Here is a 23,933-nt window from a genome sequence, read left to right as displayed (position 1 = left end):
CGCCAGAGCGTAGACGCGGATTGGCAAGGTTGCCGGATGTCGTGAAAGCGCAACCTGGCATCGACGGTTATCCGGTGACTGACCTACAGTGACTGTTGAGTTTCGACTCATGAATGCGTGGTATTGGGGCGCGGCAAAAAGAGGCAGCAATGGCGGTAAACAGAGTTATTCCGATGGGCGATACGCAGGACCCGCACGCGACGCCGGGGTCAGGGTTTGGCAACTTGCATTTAATCCGCTGGGCCAGGGAATACTGGCTGCTGCCAATCATGCTGTTGGCGGCAGCTGTGCGTTTTTACGACCTGACGGCGGCGGCGATCTGGGGCGACGAGGGTTCCAGCCTGCTGCTGGCGCGCTATTCGCTGGGCGGGATCTGGCACCACGCGGCGTTCGATGTGCATCCGCCGCTGTATTTCATGTTGCTGCATGGCTGGATCGAGCTGTTCGGCGACGGCATTTTTGCCCTGCGCTGTCTCAGCGCCTTGGCCGGCATTGCCGCAGTCGGCCTCGGCGTGTGGCTGGTGGATCGACTGGCCACGCGTCGCGCCGCACTCATCGCCGGCGTGTTGCTGGCGTTGTTGCCGACGGCGGTGCGCTACAGCCAGGAAGTGCGCATGTATTCGTTGCTCGGGTTGTTGCTGATCGCGGCCACGCTGGCGCTGGTCTACTGGATCCGGCGCCCGCAGCGCCACCGCTATCTGGTGTTTTATGCGCTGTTGATGACCGCCGCGCTGTACACCCATTACTTCGCCGTGCTGGCGGTGCTGTGTCACTGGATTTATCTGGGGGTGATCCGCGTGCAACGCGGTTACCGGTTCCGGCATATCCAGCGTGCCAGTTGGTGGTTGGCGAATCTGGCCATCGTCGTGCTGTACCTGCCGTGGCTGCCCAATCTGCTCGATCTGATGCAGCACATGGAGCAACTGAAAGTCGGTGGCGATGTCGGCTGGGAGGACCCGGTCACGCTGTCGTCGCTACCGTCGATGGTCTGGTCATGGCTGATTCAGGACGACGGCGAACAGCTGCCGCTGCCAGTCTTCCTGGCTCTGCCATTGGCGCTTTTGGGACTCGCGGCGGTGGCGGTGATGCGTGATCGCAGTGTGTCCCGTGGCAGTGTTCTGCTGGCGCTCTACACCGGGTTGCCACTGGTGCTGGTGTTTGTCGTGTCGTTTATCACGCCGGTGTTCATCGAACGGTATCTGACCGCTTATGCGCTGGGCTTGCCGCTGCTGGCGGCGCTGGCCATTGATCGTTTGTACGGCCGCGTGCGGGTACTCGCCCTGGCAGTGCTGGTGTCGTTGATCGGGGTCGAATTGGTTGGCGTGAACAACAACGCCACGGTCGACAGCAATGATCAGCTCGACCATGTGGTGAATTACGTCAATCAGCATTTCCAGCCCGGCGACCGCATCGTCACCAGCGACATGCTCTGGTATCTGAGTTACGTCTATTACGATCGAACCGGCGCTCAAGTGCGCCTCTACACGGCACCCGCAGCCGACGGCCATTCAACGCGGCCGAATGAGTATGGTTTTGGCACGCTGGTGACCGACGATGTCTACCTCGACAGCCTTGCCGAGTTGCCCGGCAAGGAGCGGGTCTGGCTGGTCGGAACCTTCGGTGATTCTGGAGAATTTCCGTCGCTGCCCAAGACTTGGCAGTCCAGCGGCGAGGTGCACGCGGGCGGGGTTCAAGCGCGATTGTTCGTGTCGAAAGCGGCGGCTGAATGAGTCCTGAATGGACTAAATCGTTTCACCTTTATATTCGCGATTAAAAGTTAACTATTTAGTCATTTTTGCTCTGAATTGATATCAAAACACTACTAGTCGAAGGGGTACTGTTGAACTACGCTTTGTCGGACAAAAGGACTTTCGACTACGGTGAAGGGATTGCAGCAGTTCCACTTTATCTCCGGCTTGCCGCGCTCAGGCTCGACCCTGCTTTCTGCGATCCTTTTGCAGAATCCGCGCTTTCACGCCGGTATGACCAGCCCGGTCGGCTCTCTCTTTTCCAGCGTCCTCGAACAATGCAGCGCCGGCAGCGAATTCGGCGCCGTCATCGACACCCAGATGCGCCGTCGTCTGTTGCGTGGGTTGTTCGATTCCTTCTATGCCGACAAGGCCGACAAACCGGTGGTGTTCGACACCAATCGCCAGTGGAGTTCACGGCTGCCGGCGCTGAACGACCTGTTTCCCAAGGCCAAGGTCATCGCTTGCGTGCGCAACGTCGCCTGGGTGATGGACAGCCTCGAGCGGTTGTACCGGGCCAATCCTTACGAAAACACCAAGCTGTTCGGCGATGCCGTCGAGCGCAACACCGTCTATAGCCGCTGTGAAACTCTCGCTCAGCGCAATCGCCTGGTCGGTTTTGCCTGGGCGGCGCTCAAGGAAGCCTATTACGGCGAACATGCCGATTCGCTGCTGATCATCGACTATGACTTGCTGACCCAGGCCCCGGAACGGGTACTGCGGTTGGTCTACGAGTTCATCGGCGAGCCGTGGTTCGAACACGATTTCGACCACCTGGCCTATGACGCTCCGGAATTCGATCAAGCCCTCGGTGTGGCCGGCCTGCACAAGGTCAAACCGAAAGTGGCCCTGCAGTCGCGGCGCACCATCCTGCCGCCGGATTTGTTCAAGCAATACGCTGATTTGTCCTTTTGGCTCGATGGCTCAGCCAGCGCCGCCAATGTCATTCGTATGAAGTCCGACGCCGCGATCAGTTGATCGCGGCGTTTTTCATTGATGTATCAACAACTGTGTTCGAGTCCGGGTGAGCGACATGTGGTGGAGCAAGAAGCAAGCGCAGGGAACCGCAGGCCAACGCACGCTGGCGGCGCCGATGATCATGCCGCTGGAACCGCGCATGCTGTTCGACGGCGCTGTCGCCGCCACCGTGGCCGACACCGCAGCCCAGGCCGATAGCCATCCCACGGCGGACGCGGCCAAGACGCCAACCGCCGATCACCCGTCGGTCAGCAAGGACACCCATGGACAGGCCGACGCCACCCCGGCCGCCAGCCCTGTCGCAGTGCCGGGCCAGAGCGTGGTGTTTGTCGATTCGCGGGTCAAGGATGCCGACAGCCTGCTCAAAGGGGTCGCGCCCGGCACACAAGTGGTCAAGCTCGACGCAAGTAAGGATGGTCTGCAGCAGATCGCCGATTACCTCAGTCAGCATCAGGGCATCAGTTCGGTGCAGATCATCGCCCACGGCAATGCCGGCGACTTGTGGCTGGGCGACAGCTACCTGTCTGCCGACAACGTCGCGCAACGCAGCGCGATCCTCGGTGAAATCGGCAAGGACATGAATGCCGGCGGCGACATCCTGATCTACGGCTGCTACACCGCCGAAGGCGAGCGCGGTCTGAGCTTCGTCGACTCGCTGGCACAACTGACCGGGCGCGACGTGGCGGCTTCGAACAACCGCACCGGCGTGGGTGGCGACTGGGATCTGGAAATCGCCACCGGCACCATCGAAAGCGCCAACGTGCTGTCGACCAAGGCCATGAGTGAATATCAATGGGGTCTGGCCACGTGGACCGCCACCAACAATGCGAACACCGGGGTCGGCTCCCTGCGCGCAGCCCTGGCCTCGGCGCAGAACGGCGATATCGTCACGTTCAGTAGCGGCATGACCGTGCAATTGACCTCTGAATTGCTGATCAACAAGAACATCACCGTCGATGGCGACCTGAACAACGACGGTGTCGCCGACGTCACTCTCGATGGTCAGTATAAAACCCGGGTGGTGGAAGTCACCTCCGGCAGCACGGTGACGCTGGACGGTCTGGTGATCACTCGCGGCCTTGTTTCCGGCAACGGCGGCAATGGCGGCTACGGGGCGACCGGCGCCATGGGCGGCGGTATTTTCAACGCCGGCATTCTCACGCTGAACAACGTCTCGGTCACCAGTAACGCCGCGGCGGGTGGCGGCGGTGGCGGTGGTGTCACGGGCGCCAACTATGGCGGCGGCGGTGGCGGTGGTGGCGGCCTCGGCGGTCAGGGTGGCGGCCATGGCGGCATTGCCGGGCCGGGCACTGGCACGCTGGGCGGCCAGGCCGGCAGCGGCGGTGTCGGCGGTTACGGTGGCGGTTACGACGCGACGCACATGGGCGGTCGCGGTGGTAGCACAACCGGTGGTGTCGGCGGTGTCGGCGTGGCTGATTACAGCAACGGTGGCAATGGCGGCACGGCCAGCAACGGCACTATTTCCATTGGCGGCGGCGGTGGCGGCTCCGGCTGGGACAAGGTCGGCGGCGTCGGCGGCAATGCCGCCGGCGGTATTTACAACGCCTCCACCGGCACCCTGAAAATCGTCGGCACCTCTGTCATCAGCAACAACATCGGTGCGGGCGGCGGTGGTGGCGGTGGCAGCGGCCTGGGCAGCAACAATCTCAATGGCGGCGATGGCGGGCGCGGCGTCGGCGCGATCTGGAATCAGGGCGGCACGGTATTGATCACCGCCGCCAACTTCAGCGCCATCAGCGGCAACGCTGCCGGCAGCGGCGCCGGCGGCACGGAACTTGGCGGCGGCGTGTCGGGTTCTGTGCCGTTGGCCTTCGCAGCGATCTACAACAACGGCGGTACGCTCAACACCGCCTATGTGGAGCCGCCGACCGCCACCATCGTGATGGCCGACACAGCGCTGAAAATCGGCGAAACCTCGCTGGTGACTATCACCTTCAGCCGCGCAGTGAGCGGCTTCACCAACGCCGACCTGACGATTGCCAATGGCACGCTGACGGCGGTGAGCAGCAGCGACGGCGGCCTGACGTGGACCGCGACTTTCACGCCGACCAACAACATTACCGACAGCACCAACCTGATTACCCTCGACAACACTGGGGTGAATGCAATCAGCGACGGCGTGGCGGGCGTCGGTACCACCAATTCCGTCAATTACGCGATCGATACCGCACGGCCGACCGTGACCATCGTGATGTCCGATACGGCATTGAAAATCGGCGATACCTCGCTGGTGACCTTCACCTTCAGTGAAGCTGTGACCGGCTTCACCAACGCTGACGTGACCATCGCCAACGGCACGTTGACGGCGGTGAGCAGCAGCGACGGTGGCATCACCTGGACCGGGACCTTCACCCCGACCGCCAGCATCACCGACACCACCAACCTCATTACCCTGGACAACACCGGCATCGCCGACCTGGCCGGCAACGCCGGCAGCGGCACCACCGATTCGGCCAATTATGTGGTCGACACGGTGCGGCCGACCGCGACCATTGTCGTTGCCGACAGCAATCTGGCGGCAGGCGAAACCTCTTTGGTGACCATCACCTTCAGCGAAGCGGTGAGCGGCTTCACCACCGCCGACCTGACCGTGGCCAACGGCACCTTGAGCGGACTGAGCAGCAGCGACGGCGGCATTACCTGGACCGCCACGCTGACGCCAACCACGAGCATCACCGACACCACCAACCTGATCACTCTGGACAACACCGGGGTCACTGACCTGGCCGGCAACGCCGGCACTGGCAGCACCAACTCCAACAACTACGCGATCGACACCGCACGGCCGACGGCGACCATCGTGGTCGCTGACAACGCACTGAAAATCGGTGAAACCTCGCTGGTGACCATCACCTTCAGCGAAGCGGTGACCGGGTTCACCAACGCCGACCTGACCATCGCCAACGGCACGTTGACGGCGGTGAGCAGCAGCGACGGCGGCATTACCTGGACGGCGACGTTCACGCCGACCGCGAGCATCACCGACGCGACCAACCTGATCACCCTGACCAACACCGGCATCAGCGATCTGAGCGGTAACGCCGGCACAGGCACCACCGATTCCAACAACTACGCCATCGATACCGTGCGCCCGACCGCGACCATCGTATTGACCGACAACAGCTTGAGAATCGGCGAAACCTCGCTGGTGACCATCACCTTCAGCGAAGCGGTGAGCGGTTTTACCAACGCCGACCTGACCATCGCCAACGGCACGTTGACGGCGGTGAGCAGCAGCGACGGCGGCATTACCTGGACCGCGACGTTCACGCCGAGCGCCAACATCACCGATGCGACCAACGTCATTACCCTCGATCAGACCGGTATTGTCGATCTGGCCGGCAACGCTGGCAGCGGCACCGCCGATTCCGGTAATTACGCGATTGATACTCAGCGCCCGACCGCGACCATTGTGGTCGCGGATTCCAGCCTGAGCGCCGGTGAAACGTCGTTGGTGACCATCACTTTCTCGGAAGCGGTGAGCGGTTTCACCAACGCCGACCTGACGATTGCCAACGGTACGCTGACGGCGGTGAGCAGCAGCGATGGCGGCATTACCTGGACGGCGACGTTCACCCCGAATGTCGGTGTCAACGACGCCACTAACTTGATCGCACTGGCCAATGCCGGTATCGCCGACCTGGCGGGCAACGCCGGCAGCGGCACGACCAACTCCAACAACTACACCATCGACACCATACTGCCGACCGCGACCATCATCGTGGCCGACCCTGGCCTGAAAATCGGCGAAACCTCTTTGGTGACCATCACCTTCAGCGAAGCAGTGACCGGCTTCACCAACGCCGATCTGACGATTGCCAACGGTACTTTGAGCGCTGTCAGCAGCAGCGACGGCGGCATCACCTGGACGGCCACCTTCACGCCGACCAGCAACATCACCGACGTCACCAACCTGATTACGCTGGACAATTCCGGCGTGCAAAACCTGTCCGGCAACGCCGGTAGCGGCACCACCGACTCGAACAATTTCGCCATCGACACCGTGCGTCCGACCGCTACCATCGTGGTCGCAGATACAGCGCTCGGCGTCGGCCAGACCTCGCTGGTGACCATCACCTTCAGCGAGGCGGTGAGCGGTTTCACCAACGCCGACCTGATCATCGCCAACGGTACGCTGAGCACGGTGAGCAGCAGCGATGGCGGTGTCACCTGGACGGCCACCTTCACGCCAGCGCCGGGCATCACCGACACCACCAACGTCATCACCCTGGACAACACCGGCATCGCTGACCTCGCTGGCAATTTCGGTAGCGGCACCACCGATTCCAACAATTACGCGGTCGACAGTCAGCGCCCGACCGCCACTATCGTCATGAGTGACAGTGATCTGCGTCCCGGCGAAACCGCGCTCGTCACGATCACCTTCAGCGAAGCGGTCACAGGTTTCGACAATTCCGACCTGAGCGTCGCCAGCGGCACCCTGAGCAATGTCTCGTCGAGCGACGGTGGCATCACCTGGACGGCGACATTCACCCCGACCATTGGCGTCAGCGACGCGACCAACCTGATCATCCTCAACAACAGCGGTATCAGCGATCTGGCCGGCAATACCGGCACCGGTACCACCAGTTCGGCCAACTACGCCGTGCAGACCGAAGTGCCGACTGCAACGATCATTGTCGCGGACACCGCGCTCAAGGCCGGGGAAACCTCGACGGTGACCATCACCTTCAGCGAGGCCGTCAGCGGTTTCACCAACGCTGACCTGACCATCGCCAACGGCACGTTGAGCAACGTCGCCTCCAGTGACGGCGGCATTACCTGGACGGCGACATTCACGCCAACCAGCAATATCACCGACACCAGCAACCTGATCACCCTCGACAACAGCGGTGTGACCAACGCTTCTGGCAACAGTGGTGTCGGCACCACCGATTCGAACAATTTCACCATCGACACGGCGCTGCCGACCGCCACCATCGTGGTCGCCGACAATCGCCTGGGCATCGGTGAAACCACCACGGTGACCATCACCTTCAGCGAAGCGGTCAGCGGTTTTGACCTGTCGGACATCAGCGTCGCCAACGGTACATTGTCGAACCTGACCAGCAGCGATGGCGGCACCACCTGGACCGCGACCCTGACGCCGACCGCCAACGTCAACGACACCACTAACCTGATCATCGTCGACACCGCCGGCGTTCAGGACTTGGCCGGCAACCTTGGCGCGAGCATCGCGATTTCCAACAACTACGTGCTCGACGCGACCCGGCCGACGGTGGACATTGTCGTCGCCAATCCGCACCTGGGCATCGGCCAGACCACCACGGTGACCTTCACTTTCAGCGAGGCGGTGAGCAATTTCGACCTGTCCGACCTGAGCGTGACCAATGGCGATTTGAGCAACCTGAGCAGCAGCGACGGTGGCAAGACCTGGACCGCGACGTTCACGCCGACGGCCAATGTCACTGATCCAAGTAACTTCATTGCGCTCGACACCAGCAACGTCAGCGATCTGGCCGGCAACGTTGGCAGTACCGTCGCGGTGTCGAACAATTACGCCCTCGACAGCGAACGGCCGACCGCCACGGTGGTCATCGCCAACCCGAACATGGGCATCGGCCAGACCTCGCAGGTGACCATTACCTTCAACGAGGCGGTCAGCGGTTTTGATCTGGCGGACATCAACGTCGGCAACGGCACCTTGTCCAACCTGAGCAGCAGCGACGGCGGCAAAACCTGGACCGCAACCCTGACGCCGAACGCCAACGTCAACAGCGCCAGCAACGCGATCAGCGTCAACAGTGCCGGGGTCAGCGATGCGTCCGGCAACAGCGGCAGCGGTGTCAGCAGCTCCAACAACTACGCGATCAACACCGTGCCTGTGGTCATTCCGCCCATCGTGCCGACCACGCCGGTCAGCGTTGTGATCCCGGATCCACTGATTCGCAGCAGCGACCCGGTGGTGCCGCCACCGCCGCTGAACGTGCCGTTGCAACCGATCATCTTCACTCCGCCAACCGGCGATCTCGGCTCACCGCTGACCTTCGCGCCGTTGTTCGAGCAACGGGTAATCGGCAACGGCATTCGTCCGATTGGCGATATTTTCATCAATCACGGGGCCCTCAGCCGCAGCTTTATCGCGCAGGTGTTCAGCAGCAGTGACAGCGGCGGCGATGGATCCGGGCACGGTTTCCTTGGCTTTGGCGGTGGTGATGGCGGCGTATTTGCCAGCAGCACGCTGTCGAGCCTGTTCAACCAGAACAGCGGCGCCGAGCATGATTCCTTGAATGCCTTCGGCAGCCAGTCGCTCAAGGCCGGCGATGTTTCCCAGGGCCTGCGCGGTGTCTTTGGCGCGCCGACGCTGGGGCAGCAACTGCAAGAAATCAAAGACGCCGAGCAACACCGGGTCGACAGCCTGGCGGCAGCTCTGCAACAGATCGGCATCAGCGAAATGTCGGCCTGAAAAAACAACTACTCAACACTGTGCGGGACCTAGGGGCGATCCAGGGATGAAGAAAAGTCAGAAGTTGTTCGGTGCCAGTCTGCTGGCGCTGGCGATCAGCGGGTGTGCAGTGACCAGTGAGCCGATTGAGCGCAGCGTCAGTGAACAACGAGCCAAAACCGACCTGCAAAGCATGTACAAGGATCAGGAACCGCTGCGCGGCCCGTTGACCCTGCACCAAGCCATGGCCCGAGCGGTGAAATACAACCTCGAAGGCCGTTTGAAAATCATGGAGGAAGCGCTGGCCAAGCGGCAGCTCGACCTCGCCAGTTTCGACATGTTGCCACGTATGGCACTGGACGCCGGGTACGTCGGGCGTAACAACGTCAACGCCTCCAGCAGCCAGAGCGTGCGCACCGGCACGCAGTCTCTGGAGCCGTCGACCTCGCAGGATCGTGACCGCGATGTCGCCGACCTGACCATGGTCTGGAACGTCCTCGACTTCGGTGTCAGCTACATCAGCGCCAAGCAGCAGGGCGACCAGCGTCTGATCGTCCAGGAACGTCGGCGCAAAGTGATCAACACCATCGTTCAGGACGTGCGCTCGGCCTATTGGCGAGCGATGGCCGCCGAACGTCTGCTCAAGCAAATCGACAGCCTCATGGCACGAGTGCAAACCGCCCGCGACAACAGCCAGACCCTGAGTGATCAACGCATTGGTGATCCGGTGCAATCGCTGGGTTATCAGCGTTCGCTGATCGAAGCCACCCGACAGCTGGAAGAGCAGCGCCGTGCGCTGTCGCTGGCGAAAACCGAGCTGGCGACGCTGATCAACCTGCCGTTGGGCACCAACCTGACCCTGGCCACGGATGACGGCTATCAGATTCCCGAGCTCAAGGTCGATCTTGCCAAACTTGAGCAAGAAGCCCTGACCAGCCGTCCGGAGCTGCGCGAGCAGGATTACCAGACGCGCATCAGCGCCGCGGAAACCCGCAAAGCCATGTTGCGTCTGTTGCCGGGCCTGGAGTTTTCGGCGGGTGGGCATTACGACAGCAACTCGTTCCTGGTCGAGCAGGGTTGGGCCGACTACGGCGTCAAAGTCACTTGGAACCTGTTCAACGTGATTTCCGCCCCGGCGGCGATCAACGTCGCCAAGGCCGGTGAAGAAGTCGCCACTGCGCGACGTCAGGCGATGTCGATTGCGGTGCTGGCGCAGCTCTATGTGGCCAACGCCAACTATCAAGAAGCCCTGCGCCAGTTCAAGACCAACCAGCAACTGTCGGACATCGACGGGCAAATCGTCGGTCAGTTGCGCAATCGGCATCAGGCTGCCGGGATTGGCGAACTGGAGTTGATTCAGGGTGAGCTGAACAACCTGCAGGCGGATCTGCGTCGCGACCTGTCGTACGCCGATCTGCGCAATGCCTACGGCCAGATCTTCGCCAGTGCCGGCCTCGATCCGCTGCCGGATCAGGTGCAATCCACCGAGGTGCAGTCGATCGCTACCGCGCTGGCCAATCGTGAGTCGGCGTGGGCAGCAGGGGATATTTCGGTGCCCGTGGTGGCGCATGCTCCCGCGCAGTGATGTGCTGGCGCCGAGCGCCAGCATTAGTCGCACGCAGCGCGAGGCCCGTAACGGCCATCGCGGTGCGGCGATTCTGCTGACCGGTTTACCGGCGGCGGGCAAATCGACGCTCGCCCAGGCATTGCACGCGCAATTGTTTGGGCGTGGTGTGCAGAGCGTGGTGCTCGACGGCGATGGTTTGCGCGTAGGCCTCAACCGTGACCTCGGTTTCACTGACGGTGATCGCTTGGAAAACATTCGCCGCGCCAGCGAGCTGGCGGCGTTGCTGGTGGAAAACGGGCAGATCGTGATTCTGGCGATGATCGCGCCGCTGGCGGAACTACGCGAAGTGTTTGCTGCACGCCTGGGTGAGGACTATCGCGAAGTCTGGTGCCGCGCAGCGCTGGCGGTGTGCGAGCAGCGTGATCCGAAAGGGCATTACGCCCGTGCGCGACGCGGTGAATTGCCTGGGTTTACCGGGGTGTCGGCGCCCTACGAGCCACCGTTGCAGGCGTCTTTGGTGGTCGACACCGGCGCGCAACCGGTCGAAGCCTGCCTTGATCGACTGCTGACCTGGCTCGGCGAATGTTCGGTGTTGCCAAACGCATGAGCCGTCCGGCGTTTTCGCGTCTGCCGGTGACGGTGGATCTGCCGCTGTTGTTGCAAGCGCTGGCGGCGATTGCCGATGACACCTGGCGCAGTCACTTCAATACGGACTACTTTTCGGGCGACTGGAGCGGCGTCGCGCTGATTTCGGCGGCCGATGCGCTGACCGAATTATCCCCCGGACGCGGCGCGCCTTTATGCCGCGCACCGTGGTTGCTGGATGATCGCTGGCAACAAGGGCTGCGCGATCTGCCGTTGAAAATCGTCAGTGCACGCTTATTGCGCCTGGGCCCGGGTGCACGGATTCATGAACACCGGGACTACGATCTCGATGGCCCGGACGCCGATCTACGCCTGCACATCCCGTTGCTCAGCCCGCCCGAGGTGGACTTCTGGCTCGATGGCCAGCGGATCCCGATGAGGGCGGGAGAATGTTGGTTTCTCGATCTGGCGCGAGCGCATCGGGTGGACAACCGCGATACATCGGCGCGGGTTCATCTGGTCCTCGACTGCCGGCCCGATGCGTGGCTGGAGGAGAGAATTGGTGAAGGCATGGCGAGCACGCCTGAAGCGGAGTTGGCCGAGACCACGTTGCAGTGTTTTCAACGGTTGGTAGCCAAGGACGCCTCGCTGTCGCGAGCGTTGCAGGAGCTGCACGATCCTGAGCAGTTCATCTCCCGAACCCTGGAACTGGCTGCCGCACAAGGCCTGCCGTTCTCCCGCGAAGAACTGCGCGCGGCGATGCGCAACGGTCGTCGGCAATGGAATGAGCAATGGAGCGGCTGAACTTCGACGGCTGGTTGCCGATTCGTATCTGGCCGGTTGCCGGGCAGTGGCAGGTGGATTGGTGCTGGTTCGGTGACAGGCCGCTGCAGCAGCCCTTTTTCCGCGACGCGGTCGACGATGCCCTGCGCTTGCCGTTCAATCAGGCTTTCCGTCGGCAGACACCGCTGGCGGCACTCAGCGATTGGCACGCGCAGAGTTCGGGTTTGGCGCCAAGTGCGTTCATTCTGCACGCCTCGCGCTGTGGCTCGACGCTGATCAGCCAGATGCTCGCCCGACTCGATGATCATATTGTCGTCTCCGAACCTCCGCCGCTCGATGCGTTGTTGCGCAGTGATTTACCTGCGCCTGAGCGCCGCGCCGCGATCGTCGGGCTGCTTTCGGCATACGGGCAGCGTCGTCGTGGCGTGGAGCAGCGACTGGTGATCAAGCTGGATGCCTGGAACATCGGCGAATGGCCGCGGTTGCAGGAATGTTTTGCTGATACGCCGTGGCTGTTTGTGTATCGCGATCCATTGGAAATCGCCGTCTCCCATTTGCGTCGCCCTGGCATGCACATGGTGCCGGGCATGCTCGGTGATTGCGTGCTGGAGGATGGTTTGCCGTTCGCAGGTCGCGAGGATTTCATCGCCCGACGCTTGGGCCGGTTGCTTAAGGCAGGATTGGCGCATTGCCGCGATTCTGGCGGGCTGCCGGTGAATTACAGCGAGTTGCCAGATGCAATGGCGGGGCGCTTGGGGCGGTTTTTTCGCCTGGATGATGTACAGCGTCAGCAGGTGTTTGCGGCGGTGGATTTACACGCGAAGCAGCCGTCGCAATCCTTCGTTGCCGATGGTGAGGACAAGCGTCGTGAGGCTTCGGCGTTGTTGAAAGAGCGAATGCGTCACTTTGCTCAGCGTTGTTTTGTGGATCTGGAGTTGCTGCGCAACTCATGAAAGATCGCAGCCTTCGGCAGCTCCTGCACGTGTCCCTGTAGGATTTACCGAAGGCTGCGATCTTTTGCTTTTCAGGATTTTCCGGACAAATCCGCCATCCCTTTAAGTAATTCGATCGGCAGCGGAAAGACAATTGTCGAGCTCTTGTCCCCGGCAATCGAACTCAAGGTCTGCATGTAACGCAATTGCATGGCGCCGGGCTGGCGACCGAGCATTTCCGCAGCCTGCATGAGTTTTTCAGAAGCCTGCAACTCGCCTTCGGCGTGGATCACTTTCGCTCGCCGTTCCCGTTCGGCTTCAGCCTGTTTGGCGATCGCCCGGACCATCGATTCGTTGAGGTCGACGTGCTTGATCTCGACATTCGCGACCTTGATGCCCCAGGCGTCGGTCTGCGCGTCGAGCACTTGCTGGATGTCGATGTTCAGTTGCTCGCGCTCGGCCAGCAATTCATCCAGTTCATGTTTGCCTAGCACCGCGCGCAATGTGGTCTGGGCCAATTGGCTGGTGGCCGAAAGAAAATCCTCGACCTGAATGATCGCCTTCTGCGGATCGAGCACGCGGAAGTACAGCACCGCGTTGACCTTCACCGAAACGTTGTCGCGGGTGATCACGTCCTGCGGCGGCACATCGAGGACGACGGTGCGCAGGTCGACCCGGACCATTTGCTGCACCACCGGGATCAACAGGATCAGCCCCGGGCCTTTGACCTGCCAGAACCGCCCGAGCTGGAACACCACACCGCGCTCGTATTCGCGCAGGATGCGGAACGTCGACCCGGCGAGGGCGATCACCAATAACAGCAGCGCAACAAAACCGATTTGCAGACCCATGATCACTCTCCGTGTTGAGCCGCGTCAGTCGCGGTGACTTTCAGCAATAAGCCTTTACGCCCGACTACGCGCACCGATTGCCCGCTATGCAGCGGCGTGGCGCTGAGGACCTGCCAATGTTCGCCTTGCAACTGCACCCAACCACTATGGGCGTTCTCCGGCTGCACAGCGGTCACCGCCGTGACACTGCCGACCAGGCCGGCATCGCCACTGACGGCGTGGCGCGGTCGGGTTTTCAAGGCGCGGATGATCAGTGCAAGGAGCAGCAGGGCGCTGATCAGGCCAAGGCCGATCATCATCGGCACCGGCAGTTCGGCATTGCCCAGAATCAGCGCACCGATGACGAACATGATGATCCCGCCCAGACCGATCACGCCGTAATTGGGCAGAGCGGCTTCGGCGATCAGAAAAACGATGCCCAACGTAATCAGCCACAGCCCTATCGGGCTCATGGCTGGCAACGGCGTGTCGGCAGCAAGTACCGATCCGCTGATCAACAATAGCAAGGCAAACGCACAACATCGGCTGTTCACGTGACCCTCCGCGAGAGTCCTGGCTGGTTCTTTCAGTCTAGTTGAGGGTTGCGCTGGATGAATTTTGATCAATGTGCGGATGTGTCCGGTGAGCGGATTTCCCTTCGCCGGCAGCCTGTCGAACTAGACTCAAAGACACAGGAACAAACGTTAAGCGCAATACCGAGGTGCATCATGCGTATGGCCAAAAAAGTGCAAGGTAGCCTGACCCGGGCGCATTGCGAGTACGACATCCTCGCCCATCCGCACTCGTCCAGCAGTCTGGAAACCGCCCGCGTTTCCGGGGTTCCGGCCGAACGGGTGGCGAAATCGGTGATCCTCGACGACCACCACGGGCATTACCTGATGGCCGTGCTGCCGGCCAGTCGGCATCTGGACTTGAGCAAGGTGCGTAGCAGCGGCGAGTGGCAGATCACCCGCGAAAGCAACCTGGCGCACATCTTCGACGACTGCGAGCGCGGCGCGGTGCCGCCGCTGGGAGATTCCTACGGGCTGGACATGGTCATCGACCCGCTGCTGACCCGCCAGCAAGACATCTATCTGGAGGCCGGCAATCATCACAACCTGCTGCACATGAGCATGCCCGAATTCCTGAAAATGGTGCCGCATGCCGAGGTGCGGGAGTTGAGTCATTAGGTTTTTCAGCGCCAGTGCTGACGCCTTCGCGGGCAATCCACGCTCCCACAGGTTTTGAGGTGTACACACATTTTTTGTTTCCCTGAAAGTCCTGCGGGAGCGGGCTTGCCCGCGATTAATTTCCTGACACCGCTAATTTCTAGGATCACTGCAATGGAAAGTCCAACCCATAGCCTTCCCTCCCTGTTCAAACAACTCGGCCTGAAAGACGACCCCGTCAGCATCGACCAATTCGTCGCCACCCATTCGCCGCTGAAACCCGAGCTGCATTTGGCGGACGCGTTTTTCTGGACGAAGAGCCAGGCGGATTTTTTGCGTGACGAGATTCTCGATGATGCCGATTGGGCGGAGGTGGTGGATCAGTTGAATGTTTTGTTGCGGAAGGGGCGGGCGGGCTAGCTACTAAGTGGGAAAAGGCCAGGTCCGCGCCGTGTGAACCAGTGTCAGTATCCAGATCACATCGTGATTCGGTTGGTAGACAAGACGATAACTTGGGTGGGGTATTAGTTCGCGAGTGCCCGCAATTATTCCGACGGGGCCAATTTTGGGGTTTTGGGATATTCGGGAAACCGCTTCAGTGAAGCGGCGATCCATCTCGAGGGCTGCTCTTGGGTTTGCTGCGTGGAGGTAGCCCCAAATATTTTCACGGTCCTGTACTGCCCTTTTCGTCCAGATAATCCTCATCCTTGATTTTCTACCTGCCTGCGCCTGACGGCGAATTGTGCTTCAACTTCTTCGTTAGACATACCGTCACCGGCAGACATTGATTCTCGTGCAAGGTCGACTTTGCGTTGTAAAAAGATTTCGTACTCTCGGGCTTCCTGTTGAGTCCGAACAAACTGACGCATCATTTCTCGCATGATCTGCGAAGCGGGACGATGTGAGGCTTCTGCCTCAGCCATGAATTGCTCGCGCAGTTCAGGCTCAAGTTTCATTGTAAAAACAGCTTGTTTTGTCATTTTGATTCCTTGAAATGCTCCGGTACTAACGAGGTATATACATCGTTAGTACCCATTTAGGAACTCTGAGTCGCTGCTTACGACCAACGGGTAGATTTGTTTCAAAACTTGACTGAATTTCCCCTCCAGTGCGATATTGATAGTTAGCAAACTAACAGTGTGCATTGTCCCGTGCCCGATACCCTCGACGCTCTCCAGATGAACATCAGCAGTGCCATGGTGGTGGCCGCCAGGCATTGGCGGAAGATCTGCCAGACCACGCTGGTCAACTATGGAATTTCCGAAGCCTGCGCCGTGCCGCTGTTGATGATCGGCAGGCTTGGCGAGGGTGTGCGACAGGTGCAGGTGGCGCAGGCGGCCGGGATGGAGAGTCCGTCGCTGGTGCGTCTGCTCGATCAGTTGTGTCATGCCGGGTACGTCTGCCGTACCGAAGATGCGCAGGATCGCCGCGCCAAATGCCTGAGCCTGACCGACACCGGTCGTGAGCTGGTGCAAGCGGTGGAAATCGAACTGGTGCGTCTGCGTCACGAAGTGCTCGAAGGCATCGATCAAAGTGATCTGGAGGCTACGCTTCGGGTACTGCGCGCTTTTGAGGCGGCCAATCCGCCAGTGGTGGTCAATTCTTGAACGGTTTTTTCACTGGCATTCCGCCAGCCCGGGACTGGTTCTACGGGGTTCGTACTTTTGCAGCGTCGATGATCGCGCTGTACATCGCCTTGCTCATGCAAATGCCGCGTCCGTATTGGGCAATGGCCACGGTGTACATCGTCTCCAGCCCGTTCCTCGGGCCGACCAGCTCCAAAGCCTTGTACCGCGCCATCGGCACCTTTCTCGGTGCAGCGGCAGCGGTTTTTTTCGTGCCGATGTTTGTGCAGAGCCCCTATGTGCTGGTGGTGGTGATTGCGCTGTGGACGGGGATTCTGCTGTTTCTCTCCTTACACCTGCGCACGGCCAACAGCTACGCGCTGATGCTCGCCGGTTACACCTTGCCGCTGATCGCCTTGCCGACAGTGGATAATCCGCTGGCGGTGTGGGACGTGGCGGAAGCACGTACCGAAGAGATTTTCCTCGGCATCGCCGTGGCCGCTGTGGTGGGTGCGATGTTCTGGCCGCGTCGTCTGGCCCCGGTATTCAACGATGCCGTGAGCAAATGGTTCGCCGACGCGACAACTTACAGCCTGAAATTCCTCAGCCGCGACGTGCAGCCCGAAGAAGTCACCGCGCTGCGCATGGCCATGGTCGCCAATTTCAACAGTCTTGAACTCATGATCGGCCAGTTGCCTCACGAAGGTTCGCGGCCGCAAACCGTGCGCAACACCAAAGAACTGCGCGGGCGCATGATCCATCTGTTGCCGGTGATCGATGCCCTGGAAGATTCGCTCTACGCTCTCGAAAGGCGTACGCCGGAGCTGGTGGAAAAGTTTGCGCCACTGCTCACCGCCACCCGCGAATGGCTCGGGCACAAGGATGCCAATCTCGACCGCTGGCAAGCCTTGAAAGATCAGCTTGAAGCCCTGCAACCAAGCGCTGAAGCGCTGGAAGATCGCAAGCAATTGCTGTTCTCCAACTCGATTTATCGCCTCGGCGAATTCATCGATCTGTGGCAGGACTGCCGCAGCCTGCAGGATGCGATTGTCTGCGAGCGTCAGGACAGTTGGCGCGCGGTTTACCGGCACTGGCGTCTCGGTCGTCTGACGCCGTTTATCGACCGTGGCCTGATGCTGTATTCGGTGGCCTCGACGATTCTGGCAATCATCGTCGCCTCGACGCTGTGGATTCTGCTTGGCTGGCCGGACGGCGGCAGCGCGGTGATTCTGGCAGCGGTGGCGTGCAGCTTCTTTGCCTCGATGGACGATCCAGCGCCGCAGATCTACCGGTTCTTTTTCTGGACCGGAATGTCGGTGCTGTTCGCCAGTCTTTATCTGTTTCTGATTCTGCCGAACCTGCACGATTTCCCGATGTTGGTGCTGGCGTTCGCCATCCCGTTCATTTGCGTGGGTACGCTGACCGTCCAGCCGCGCTTTTACCTCGGCATGCTGCTGACGCTGGTCAACACTTCGTCGTTCATCAGCATCCAGGGCGCTTACGACGCGGACTTCTTTGCTTTTGTGAACTCCAACCTGGCCGGCCCCATGGGCTTGCTGTTCGCGTTTATCTGGACCTTGATCGCCCGCCCGTTCGGCGTCGAACTGGCGGCCAAACGCCTGACCCGTTTCAGCTGGAAGGACATCGTGCACATGACCGAGCCGGCCAACCTTGCCGAACACCGGCAACTGGGCGTGCAGTTGCTCGACCGTCTGATGCAGCACTTGCCACGGCTGGCGATGACGGGCCAGGACACTGGCATCGCCATGCGTGAAGTGCGCGTGGGTTTGAACCTGCTCGACCTGCTCGCCTACACCCCGCGAGTGACCGGCGCACCGAACGTTTTGTTGCAGCAAGTGGTCAGTGAAGTCGGCGAGTATTTTCGCGCCTGCCTCAAGGCCGGCGAACGTTTGCCGGCGCCTGCCGCGCTACTGATGACCATGGATCGCGCCCGCCGCGCCCTCAATGGCCACGGCGACGATGAAACCCGTCTAAACCTGTTGCACGCCTTGAGCGGTTTGCGTCTGGCGTTGCTGCCCGGCGTTGAATTCGTTTCCAGCGCCGAGCCCGAAGAACCGCTGCCCGATGGAGCGCCCCTATGATCGGTGATCTGGACATCAGCGGCATTTTTCTGCCGACCCTGCTGGTGTTGATGGGCATCACTTATGTGCTGTTTTTGTTGGTGCATGCCGTACTGACGCGCGTGCACTTTTACCGTCTGGTCTGGCACCGGGCATTGTTCAACGTGGCCCTCTACGCGGTACTGCTGTACGGCGTGGACTCACTCAGTCGATACCTGATGACATGAAAAAACCGTTTTTGACCATCGGTCGCGTGGTACTGACCCTGCTGATCGTGACTTTTGCCGTTGTCCTCGTCTGGCGCATGGTGATGTATTACATGTTCGCGCCGTGGACCCGTGACGGCCATATTCGTGCCGACATCATCCAGATCGCCCCGGACGTGTCCGGTCTGATCCAGCAGGTTGAAGTGAAAGACAACCAGTTGATCAAGCGCGGCCAGGTGCTGTTCAGCATCGATCAGGACCGTTTCAAACTGGCCCTGCGTCAGGCTAAAGCGGCCGTCGCCGATCGCGAAGAAACCCTCGCCCAGGCGCAGCGTGAAGCCAAGCGTAACCGTGGCCTCGGCAACCTCGTGCCGGCCGAGCAACTCGAAGAAAGCCAGTCGAAAGTCGCCCGCGCGCAATCGGCGCTGGCCGAAGCGCTGGTGACCGTGGACAGCGCCCAGCTCAACCTCGACCGCTCGGTGATCCGCAGTCCGGTGGACGGCTACGTCAATGACCGTGCGCCGCGCCCGCAGGAGTTCGTCACCGCCGGACGTCCGGTGTTGTCGGTGGTCGACAGCAACTCGTTTCACATCGACGGTTATTTCGAAGAGACCAAACTCGACGGCATTCATGTCGGCCAATCGGTGGATATCCGCGTGATCGGCGACAAAGCCAAGCTGCGCGGGCATGTCGAAAGCATCGTCGCCGGTATCGAAGACCGTGACCGCACCAGCGGCAGTAATTTGCTGCCGAACGTCAACCCGGCGTTCAGCTGGGTACGGCTGGCGCAGCGGATTCCGGTGCGGATCGCCTTTGATGACGTGCCGGAAGACTTCCGCATGATCGCCGGGCGTACGGCCACGGTGTCGATCATCGACGATCAGCCAGTCGACAATCGCAAGCAGGAGCCCGGGCAATGAACAGGGCGCTGATGATCGCCGGGTTGGGCGTGATGCTCTCGGCTTGTCAGATGGTCGGGCCGGATTATCACGTGCCTGAGGATGCGGCGGTTCAACGCAAGGATTTTCAGGGCGAACTGGCTGTCGCCGGTAAGCCTGTAGTGTCAGCGCCGGTGCCTGCGGACTGGTGGCGGCTGTATAAAGATCCGCGACTGGATCAACTGGTGCAGCAGGCCATGGCCTCGAACACCGATCTACGCGTTGCGGCGGCTAACTTGCAACGAGCCCGTGCTCAGGTCGATGAGGCCGAAGCGGCCGGTGGCTGGAGCGCTGGCGTGAAAATGGGCGCGCAGCGTTTGCAGGAATCCGGTCAGGCATTCTTGCTACCGGAAAAAGTCCCGATCGCCAATGTCGGCGATATTGGCATCAGCGCGTCGTACCAGTTCGACCTGTGGGGCACGCTGCAACGCGGGATCGAAGGCGCAAAGGCCAATGCCGACGCGACACAAGCCGCCGCTGATACCGCACGCATCACGTTGGTGGCGGATGTGGTTCGTGCCTACACGCAAGTCTGCGCGGCCAACGAAGAACGGGAAATTGCCCAGCACTCCCTTGATCTGCAATCGCAAGGCACCACGCTGATCCAGCGTTTGCGTGATGCCGGGCGCGGCGATGAAACCCAGGTCACCCGCTCGCAAACCCAATTCAAATCCCTGCGCGCCGACATGCCGCGTTATGAAGCGGCGCGTCAGGCCGGTCTGTTCCGCCTGTCGATGTTGCTGGCAAAACCAGTCGATCAGCTGCCTGCCGGCACCGCGACCTGCGCCGAATTGCCGAAAATCGCTCAATTGGTTCCGGTCGGTGATGGTGCTGCGCTGCTCAAACGTCGTCCGGACATTCGTCAGGCTGAACGACGTCTGGCGGCCGCGACCGCCGGGATCGGTGTCGCCACCGGCGAGCTGTACCCGGACATCAGCATCGGCGCGACCATCGGCACGGTCGGCATCATCGACGACCTCGGTGATCCGTCGACCAATCGCTGGGGCTTCGGCCCGTCGCTGAGTTGGAAAGTCCCGACCAACGGCGCTCGTGCGCGCATTCGCGAAGCAGAAGCGACGACACAGGGCGCGCTCGCGCATTTCGATGGCGTAGTGCTTAACGCCATTCGCGAAACCCAGACCGGCCTGGCCCAATACACGGCGTTGCTGCAGCGTCGCGATGCGCTGGCCGATGCCGAGCAATCGGCGAAACTGGCTGCAGACCAGACTCACCGCTTCTTCCAGGCCGGCCGCGAGTCGTTCCTCGCCGACCTGCAAGCGACCCGCACCTACACCGATGTCACCGCGCAACTGGCCGCTGCCAACACGCAAGTTGCCATGAGCCAGATCGATTTGTTCCTCGCTCTTGGCGGCGGCTGGGAAAGCGGACGAACGCAAGCTTCAAGCGCGAGCAAACCCTGACGCCGTAGCTATGCTTTGAAGTGTTGGAAGGGTGCCTCGAGCAACGCACCTTTCCAGCGCACATTGCTAGCGCTGGTCTAGGGGAAACCAATAATGAAAAACCCTTACGCTCTCGGCTTCTGGTGCGCCCTCGCAGCGCTGGTGCTGCTCTCGGCCACCTATTTCTACGGCATCATGCTGGCCCATCAGATCGACAAGGCGATGGTGTTCCTCGACAGCGCGACGGCGCTGATCGCGGTCATGGCCATCGTCGTCGTGGCGTGGGCCTCGGTTCAGGTGCAGCGCGTCAAGAAAAGACAACTTGAGCAGGGTAAAACCCTGGTGCTGATCTGGGACACCAAAGTCGCCCTGCGTCGGGTCGAAACCGTGTTCGACCGGTATTTCTGGGGCAGCTACTGGCAACCCGGGCGCACCTTCGCCGAAGTCATGGGCGAACTCACCGGCACGCCGCTGGAAAAAAGCCTCGAAGCGCTGAAAAAGCAGTGTCTGGAACTCGACAAACAGATCGCCGACGAAGGCTGGCACTGGTTGAACAATGCCCGCGAACTGTCGGACGTTGCCACGGCCATGGCCCGCGAGCGTTATCAACTGGATTTCTGCGACCCGCGCGCGGATGGGCCGGGCGGGGCGGTGATCGATCGGGATTTTGAAGTGCTGGTGTACACCTGGACCGCGAGGCTGAAAAGCTTTGATCATCAACTCGACGAGATTGAGGTTCAGTATTCCTGATCCTCTGCGAATCCAGTGGCCCTATCGCGAGCAGGCTCACTCCTACAGGGGAACGCATTCCAATTGTAGGAGTGAGCCTGCTCGCGATAGCGTCTTCAAAAACAGCGAAACTCTCACTGCCTGTCAGCTGTCCACTCTCCCCATAGACACTCTTTCACCTTTAAACATTGGGCCGCCTCGTGCCGCCAGTGCTAATCTCCACCGCTAATTCAAGCGGAGTCGAGCCGCGACCCGGTCACGGGTTCAGGGAAGACGACCACACTCACAGCCACGGAAATCGATCAGGTCATTCATGAATAAATCAGCAGGCGTGCTTCTCGGAATTGTTGTTGCCATCGGCGCGATCAGCGCAGGCGGGGCCTGGTACACCGGGACCAAGATCGAAGGCGTTCTGAACAACGCCGTCAGCAATGCCAACAAAGAGCTGCAAACCGCCATGGCCGGCTCCAACGGCACTGCGTCGCTGGAACTGGTGTCGCTGGAACGCCACACGTTCACCAGCACCGCGCACTACCGCCTCAAGGGCGAAGGCGAGATGTTCGGCGACAAACCGGTCGAGTTACTGTTCGTTGACCACATCGAGCATGGCCCGCTGCCGTTCTCGCGTCTGGTTTCGCTGAAATGGCTGCCGGTCATGGCCACCAGCAACTACGAGCTGGAAAAGAACCCGGCCACCGAGAAGTGGTTCGCGGCGACCAAGGGAGCTGCGCCGCTCAAGGGCGTGACGAGCATCGGCTATGACGAATCCACCACCAGCACCCTCGATCTGCTGCCGTTCGAAACCGCACTGGATGAGCAGTCGAGCCTGAAATTCTCCGGCCTGACGATGAACATCTCCGCTAGCGCCAAAGCGCAGAAGGTCAAGGCGGACGGCTACATGGACAACCTGAAACTGGTGACTGTGGCTGAAGACCAGGCGCCGGTACAGGTTGAACTCAACGGTCTGACCCTGGCCAGCAACCTCGCCAAGAGCAGCTATGGCTACTACACCGGCGAAAACACCCTGGTGCTGACCAACAGCAAAACCACCTTCGGCACCAAGCAATCGGTGCTTGGCGTGAAGAACTTCGAAATGAAGAACCTCACCGAAGAAAACGGCAGCAATGCATCCGGTCGTGCTGACTACAAGATTGGCGAAGTCAGCCTCAACGACAAGAAAATCGGTTCGGCAAACCTGGCCGTGAGTCTGAAGAACCTCGACATCCCGTCGACGATGTCGCTGATGCAGATCTACCAGACCAAATTGCAGCCGTATGAAAAGGCTGCCGCCGAAGCTACCGCCGCCGGCCTGCCGGCACCTGAGCTGAATTTGACCGAAGCTGAAAATGCGCAAGTCAAAGCCGATCTGCAGAAACTGCTGGCGGCCGGCCCGCAGGTGGCACTGGAAAACCTCTCGTTCAACACCGCCAACGGTGAGAGCAAGGCCAATCTGGTCATTGACCTGACCAAACCGCAATCGATGGATCTGCCGCCGGATCAACTGGGCAAACAACTGATCGCGCTGCTGGACCTGAATATCCAGGTGTCCAAGCCAATGCTGGTCGATTTGCTCAGCGTACAGGCGCAACTGGATGGTCAGACTGACGCCAAAGCCATCGTCGATCAGTCCAAGGAAGCGGCCGACATGTTCGCCGGCATGGCGGTCGGTTCGCAGTTGGCCGTCGTCGACGGTACCAACGTCGTGACCAAGCTGCATTACGCCGCCAATCAGGTGGAATTCAACGGCCAGAAAATGACCGTTGAGCAGTTCGTCGGTTTTCTGATGAGCAAGTTCGCAGGCGTCACGCAAGTGCAGTAATCCTGCGTTCTAAATAGCTACGCCCGGCCTCTGTATTGCGCAGACGCCGGGCGTTTTGCTGTCTGGCGTTCGGGTTTTCGCTGCTTCGGCTGAGCCGCCTCCACGATTCTGAACAATTATTGTGTTCTGAATACTGGTCTACGCTTGCATGCAAGACTGCCTGACTAAGCTTGGCC

20 protein-coding genes are annotated in these 23,933 nt (G+C 60.7%); 16 read left to right on the top strand and 4 right to left on the bottom strand.

The window, feature by feature from the left end; genetic code table 11:
- The first annotated feature begins 149 nt into the window (after positions 1–149).
- The 7 genes from JFT86_RS05685 to JFT86_RS05655 all read left to right on the top strand — a co-directional run bounded on the left by JFT86_RS05685 (position 150) and on the right by JFT86_RS05655 (position 13,041).
- Entirely contained in the window at positions 150–1,730 is a 1,581-nt protein-coding gene (locus JFT86_RS05685) for a glycosyltransferase family 39 protein (protein ID WP_201236064.1), read from the top strand.
- 150 nt (positions 1,731–1,880) lie between these two features.
- A complete protein-coding gene (locus JFT86_RS05680; RefSeq protein ID WP_201236063.1) occupies positions 1,881–2,726 on the top strand; it encodes a sulfotransferase in 846 nt (281 codons plus the stop codon).
- 55 nt (positions 2,727–2,781) lie between these two features.
- Positions 2,782–9,174, top strand: coding sequence for an Ig-like domain-containing protein (locus JFT86_RS05675; protein WP_201236062.1), 6,393 nt, complete (start codon positions 2,782–2,784; stop codon positions 9,172–9,174).
- Positions 9,175–9,220: 46 nt separating this feature from the next.
- Positions 9,221–10,738, top strand: coding sequence for a TolC family protein (locus JFT86_RS05670; RefSeq protein ID WP_201236061.1), 1,518 nt, complete (start codon positions 9,221–9,223; stop codon positions 10,736–10,738).
- A complete protein-coding gene (gene cysC, locus JFT86_RS05665) occupies positions 10,722–11,327 on the top strand; it encodes an adenylyl-sulfate kinase (protein WP_201236060.1) in 606 nt (201 codons plus the stop codon). The genes JFT86_RS05670 and cysC overlap by 17 nt, the downstream gene beginning before the upstream one ends.
- On the top strand, positions 11,324–12,109 hold the full coding sequence (locus tag JFT86_RS05660; protein ID WP_201238560.1) for an aspartyl/asparaginyl beta-hydroxylase domain-containing protein: 786 nt from the start codon (positions 11,324–11,326) through the stop codon (positions 12,107–12,109). The genes cysC and JFT86_RS05660 overlap by 4 nt, the downstream gene beginning before the upstream one ends.
- Positions 12,097–13,041 (top strand): sulfotransferase family protein, encoded by a 945-nt coding sequence (locus tag JFT86_RS05655; RefSeq protein WP_201236059.1) that lies wholly within the window; start codon positions 12,097–12,099, stop codon positions 13,039–13,041. Before JFT86_RS05660 ends, JFT86_RS05655 begins: the two co-directional genes overlap by 13 nt.
- 71 nt (positions 13,042–13,112) lie before the next feature.
- On the opposite strand, the gene JFT86_RS05650 is transcribed toward JFT86_RS05655, so the two are convergent.
- Both JFT86_RS05650 and JFT86_RS05645 read right to left on the bottom strand, forming a co-directional pair.
- Positions 13,113–13,871, bottom strand: coding sequence for a slipin family protein (locus JFT86_RS05650; RefSeq protein WP_003220464.1), 759 nt, complete (start codon positions 13,869–13,871; stop codon positions 13,113–13,115).
- Positions 13,872–13,873: 2 nt separating this feature from the next.
- On the bottom strand, positions 13,874–14,404 hold the full coding sequence (locus tag JFT86_RS05645) for an NfeD family protein (RefSeq protein ID WP_201236058.1): 531 nt from the start codon (positions 14,402–14,404) through the stop codon (positions 13,874–13,876).
- A 174-nt stretch (positions 14,405–14,578) separates the two neighbouring features.
- On the opposite strand from JFT86_RS05645, the gene JFT86_RS05640 reads away from it, so the two are divergent.
- Positions 14,579–15,040, top strand: a complete 462-nt coding sequence (locus JFT86_RS05640; RefSeq protein WP_201236057.1) for a YbaK/EbsC family protein — start codon at positions 14,579–14,581, stop codon at positions 15,038–15,040.
- 153 nt (positions 15,041–15,193) lie between these two features.
- Positions 15,194–15,439 carry a DUF2789 domain-containing protein gene (locus tag JFT86_RS05635; protein WP_201236056.1) on the top strand — a complete coding sequence of 82 codons (246 nt, stop codon included), beginning with the start codon at positions 15,194–15,196 and terminating at the stop codon, positions 15,437–15,439.
- Between the two features lie 3 nt (positions 15,440–15,442).
- On the opposite strand, the gene JFT86_RS05630 is transcribed toward JFT86_RS05635, so the two are convergent.
- Together JFT86_RS05630 and JFT86_RS05625 are read right to left on the bottom strand one after the other, a co-directional pair.
- A complete protein-coding gene (locus JFT86_RS05630) occupies positions 15,443–15,724 on the bottom strand; it encodes a type II toxin-antitoxin system RelE/ParE family toxin (protein WP_201236055.1) in 282 nt (93 codons plus the stop codon).
- The gene (locus JFT86_RS05625) at positions 15,721–15,999 is read right to left on the bottom strand and encodes an antitoxin of toxin-antitoxin stability system (RefSeq protein ID WP_201199492.1); all 279 of its coding nucleotides are present in this window, start codon (positions 15,997–15,999) and stop codon (positions 15,721–15,723) included. The genes JFT86_RS05630 and JFT86_RS05625 overlap by 4 nt, the downstream gene beginning before the upstream one ends.
- 198 nt (positions 16,000–16,197) lie before the next feature.
- Between JFT86_RS05625 and JFT86_RS05620 the strand changes: the two genes are divergently transcribed.
- The 7 genes from JFT86_RS05620 (at position 16,198) to JFT86_RS05590 (ending at position 23,757) form a co-directional block, all read left to right on the top strand.
- The gene (locus JFT86_RS05620; protein WP_201236054.1) at positions 16,198–16,626 is read left to right on the top strand and encodes a MarR family transcriptional regulator; all 429 of its coding nucleotides are present in this window, start codon (positions 16,198–16,200) and stop codon (positions 16,624–16,626) included.
- A complete protein-coding gene (locus tag JFT86_RS05615; protein WP_201236053.1) occupies positions 16,623–18,686 on the top strand; it encodes an FUSC family protein in 2,064 nt (687 codons plus the stop codon). The genes JFT86_RS05620 and JFT86_RS05615 overlap by 4 nt, the downstream gene beginning before the upstream one ends.
- Positions 18,683–18,892: a DUF1656 domain-containing protein gene (locus JFT86_RS05610; protein ID WP_007917703.1), complete on the top strand. Its 210-nt coding sequence runs from the start codon at positions 18,683–18,685 to the stop codon at positions 18,890–18,892. Before JFT86_RS05615 ends, JFT86_RS05610 begins: the two co-directional genes overlap by 4 nt.
- Positions 18,889–19,791: an HlyD family secretion protein gene (locus JFT86_RS05605; protein WP_201236052.1), complete on the top strand. Its 903-nt coding sequence runs from the start codon at positions 18,889–18,891 to the stop codon at positions 19,789–19,791. Before JFT86_RS05610 ends, JFT86_RS05605 begins: the two co-directional genes overlap by 4 nt.
- A complete protein-coding gene (locus JFT86_RS05600; protein WP_201236051.1) occupies positions 19,788–21,230 on the top strand; it encodes an efflux transporter outer membrane subunit in 1,443 nt (480 codons plus the stop codon). Before JFT86_RS05605 ends, JFT86_RS05600 begins: the two co-directional genes overlap by 4 nt.
- Positions 21,231–21,323: 93 nt before the next feature.
- Positions 21,324–21,959, top strand: coding sequence for a hypothetical protein (locus tag JFT86_RS05595; RefSeq protein WP_064117438.1), 636 nt, complete (start codon positions 21,324–21,326; stop codon positions 21,957–21,959).
- A 292-nt stretch (positions 21,960–22,251) separates the two neighbouring features.
- Positions 22,252–23,757 (top strand): YdgA family protein, encoded by a 1,506-nt coding sequence (locus JFT86_RS05590; RefSeq protein WP_201236050.1) that lies wholly within the window; start codon positions 22,252–22,254, stop codon positions 23,755–23,757.
- Positions 23,758–23,933 lie beyond the last annotated feature (176 nt).

It is taken from the genome of Pseudomonas sp. TH06 (assembly GCF_016651305.1).
Taxonomy (GTDB): domain Bacteria; phylum Pseudomonadota; class Gammaproteobacteria; order Pseudomonadales; family Pseudomonadaceae; genus Aquipseudomonas.
This window is presented reverse-complemented; position numbering and strand designations above follow the sequence as displayed.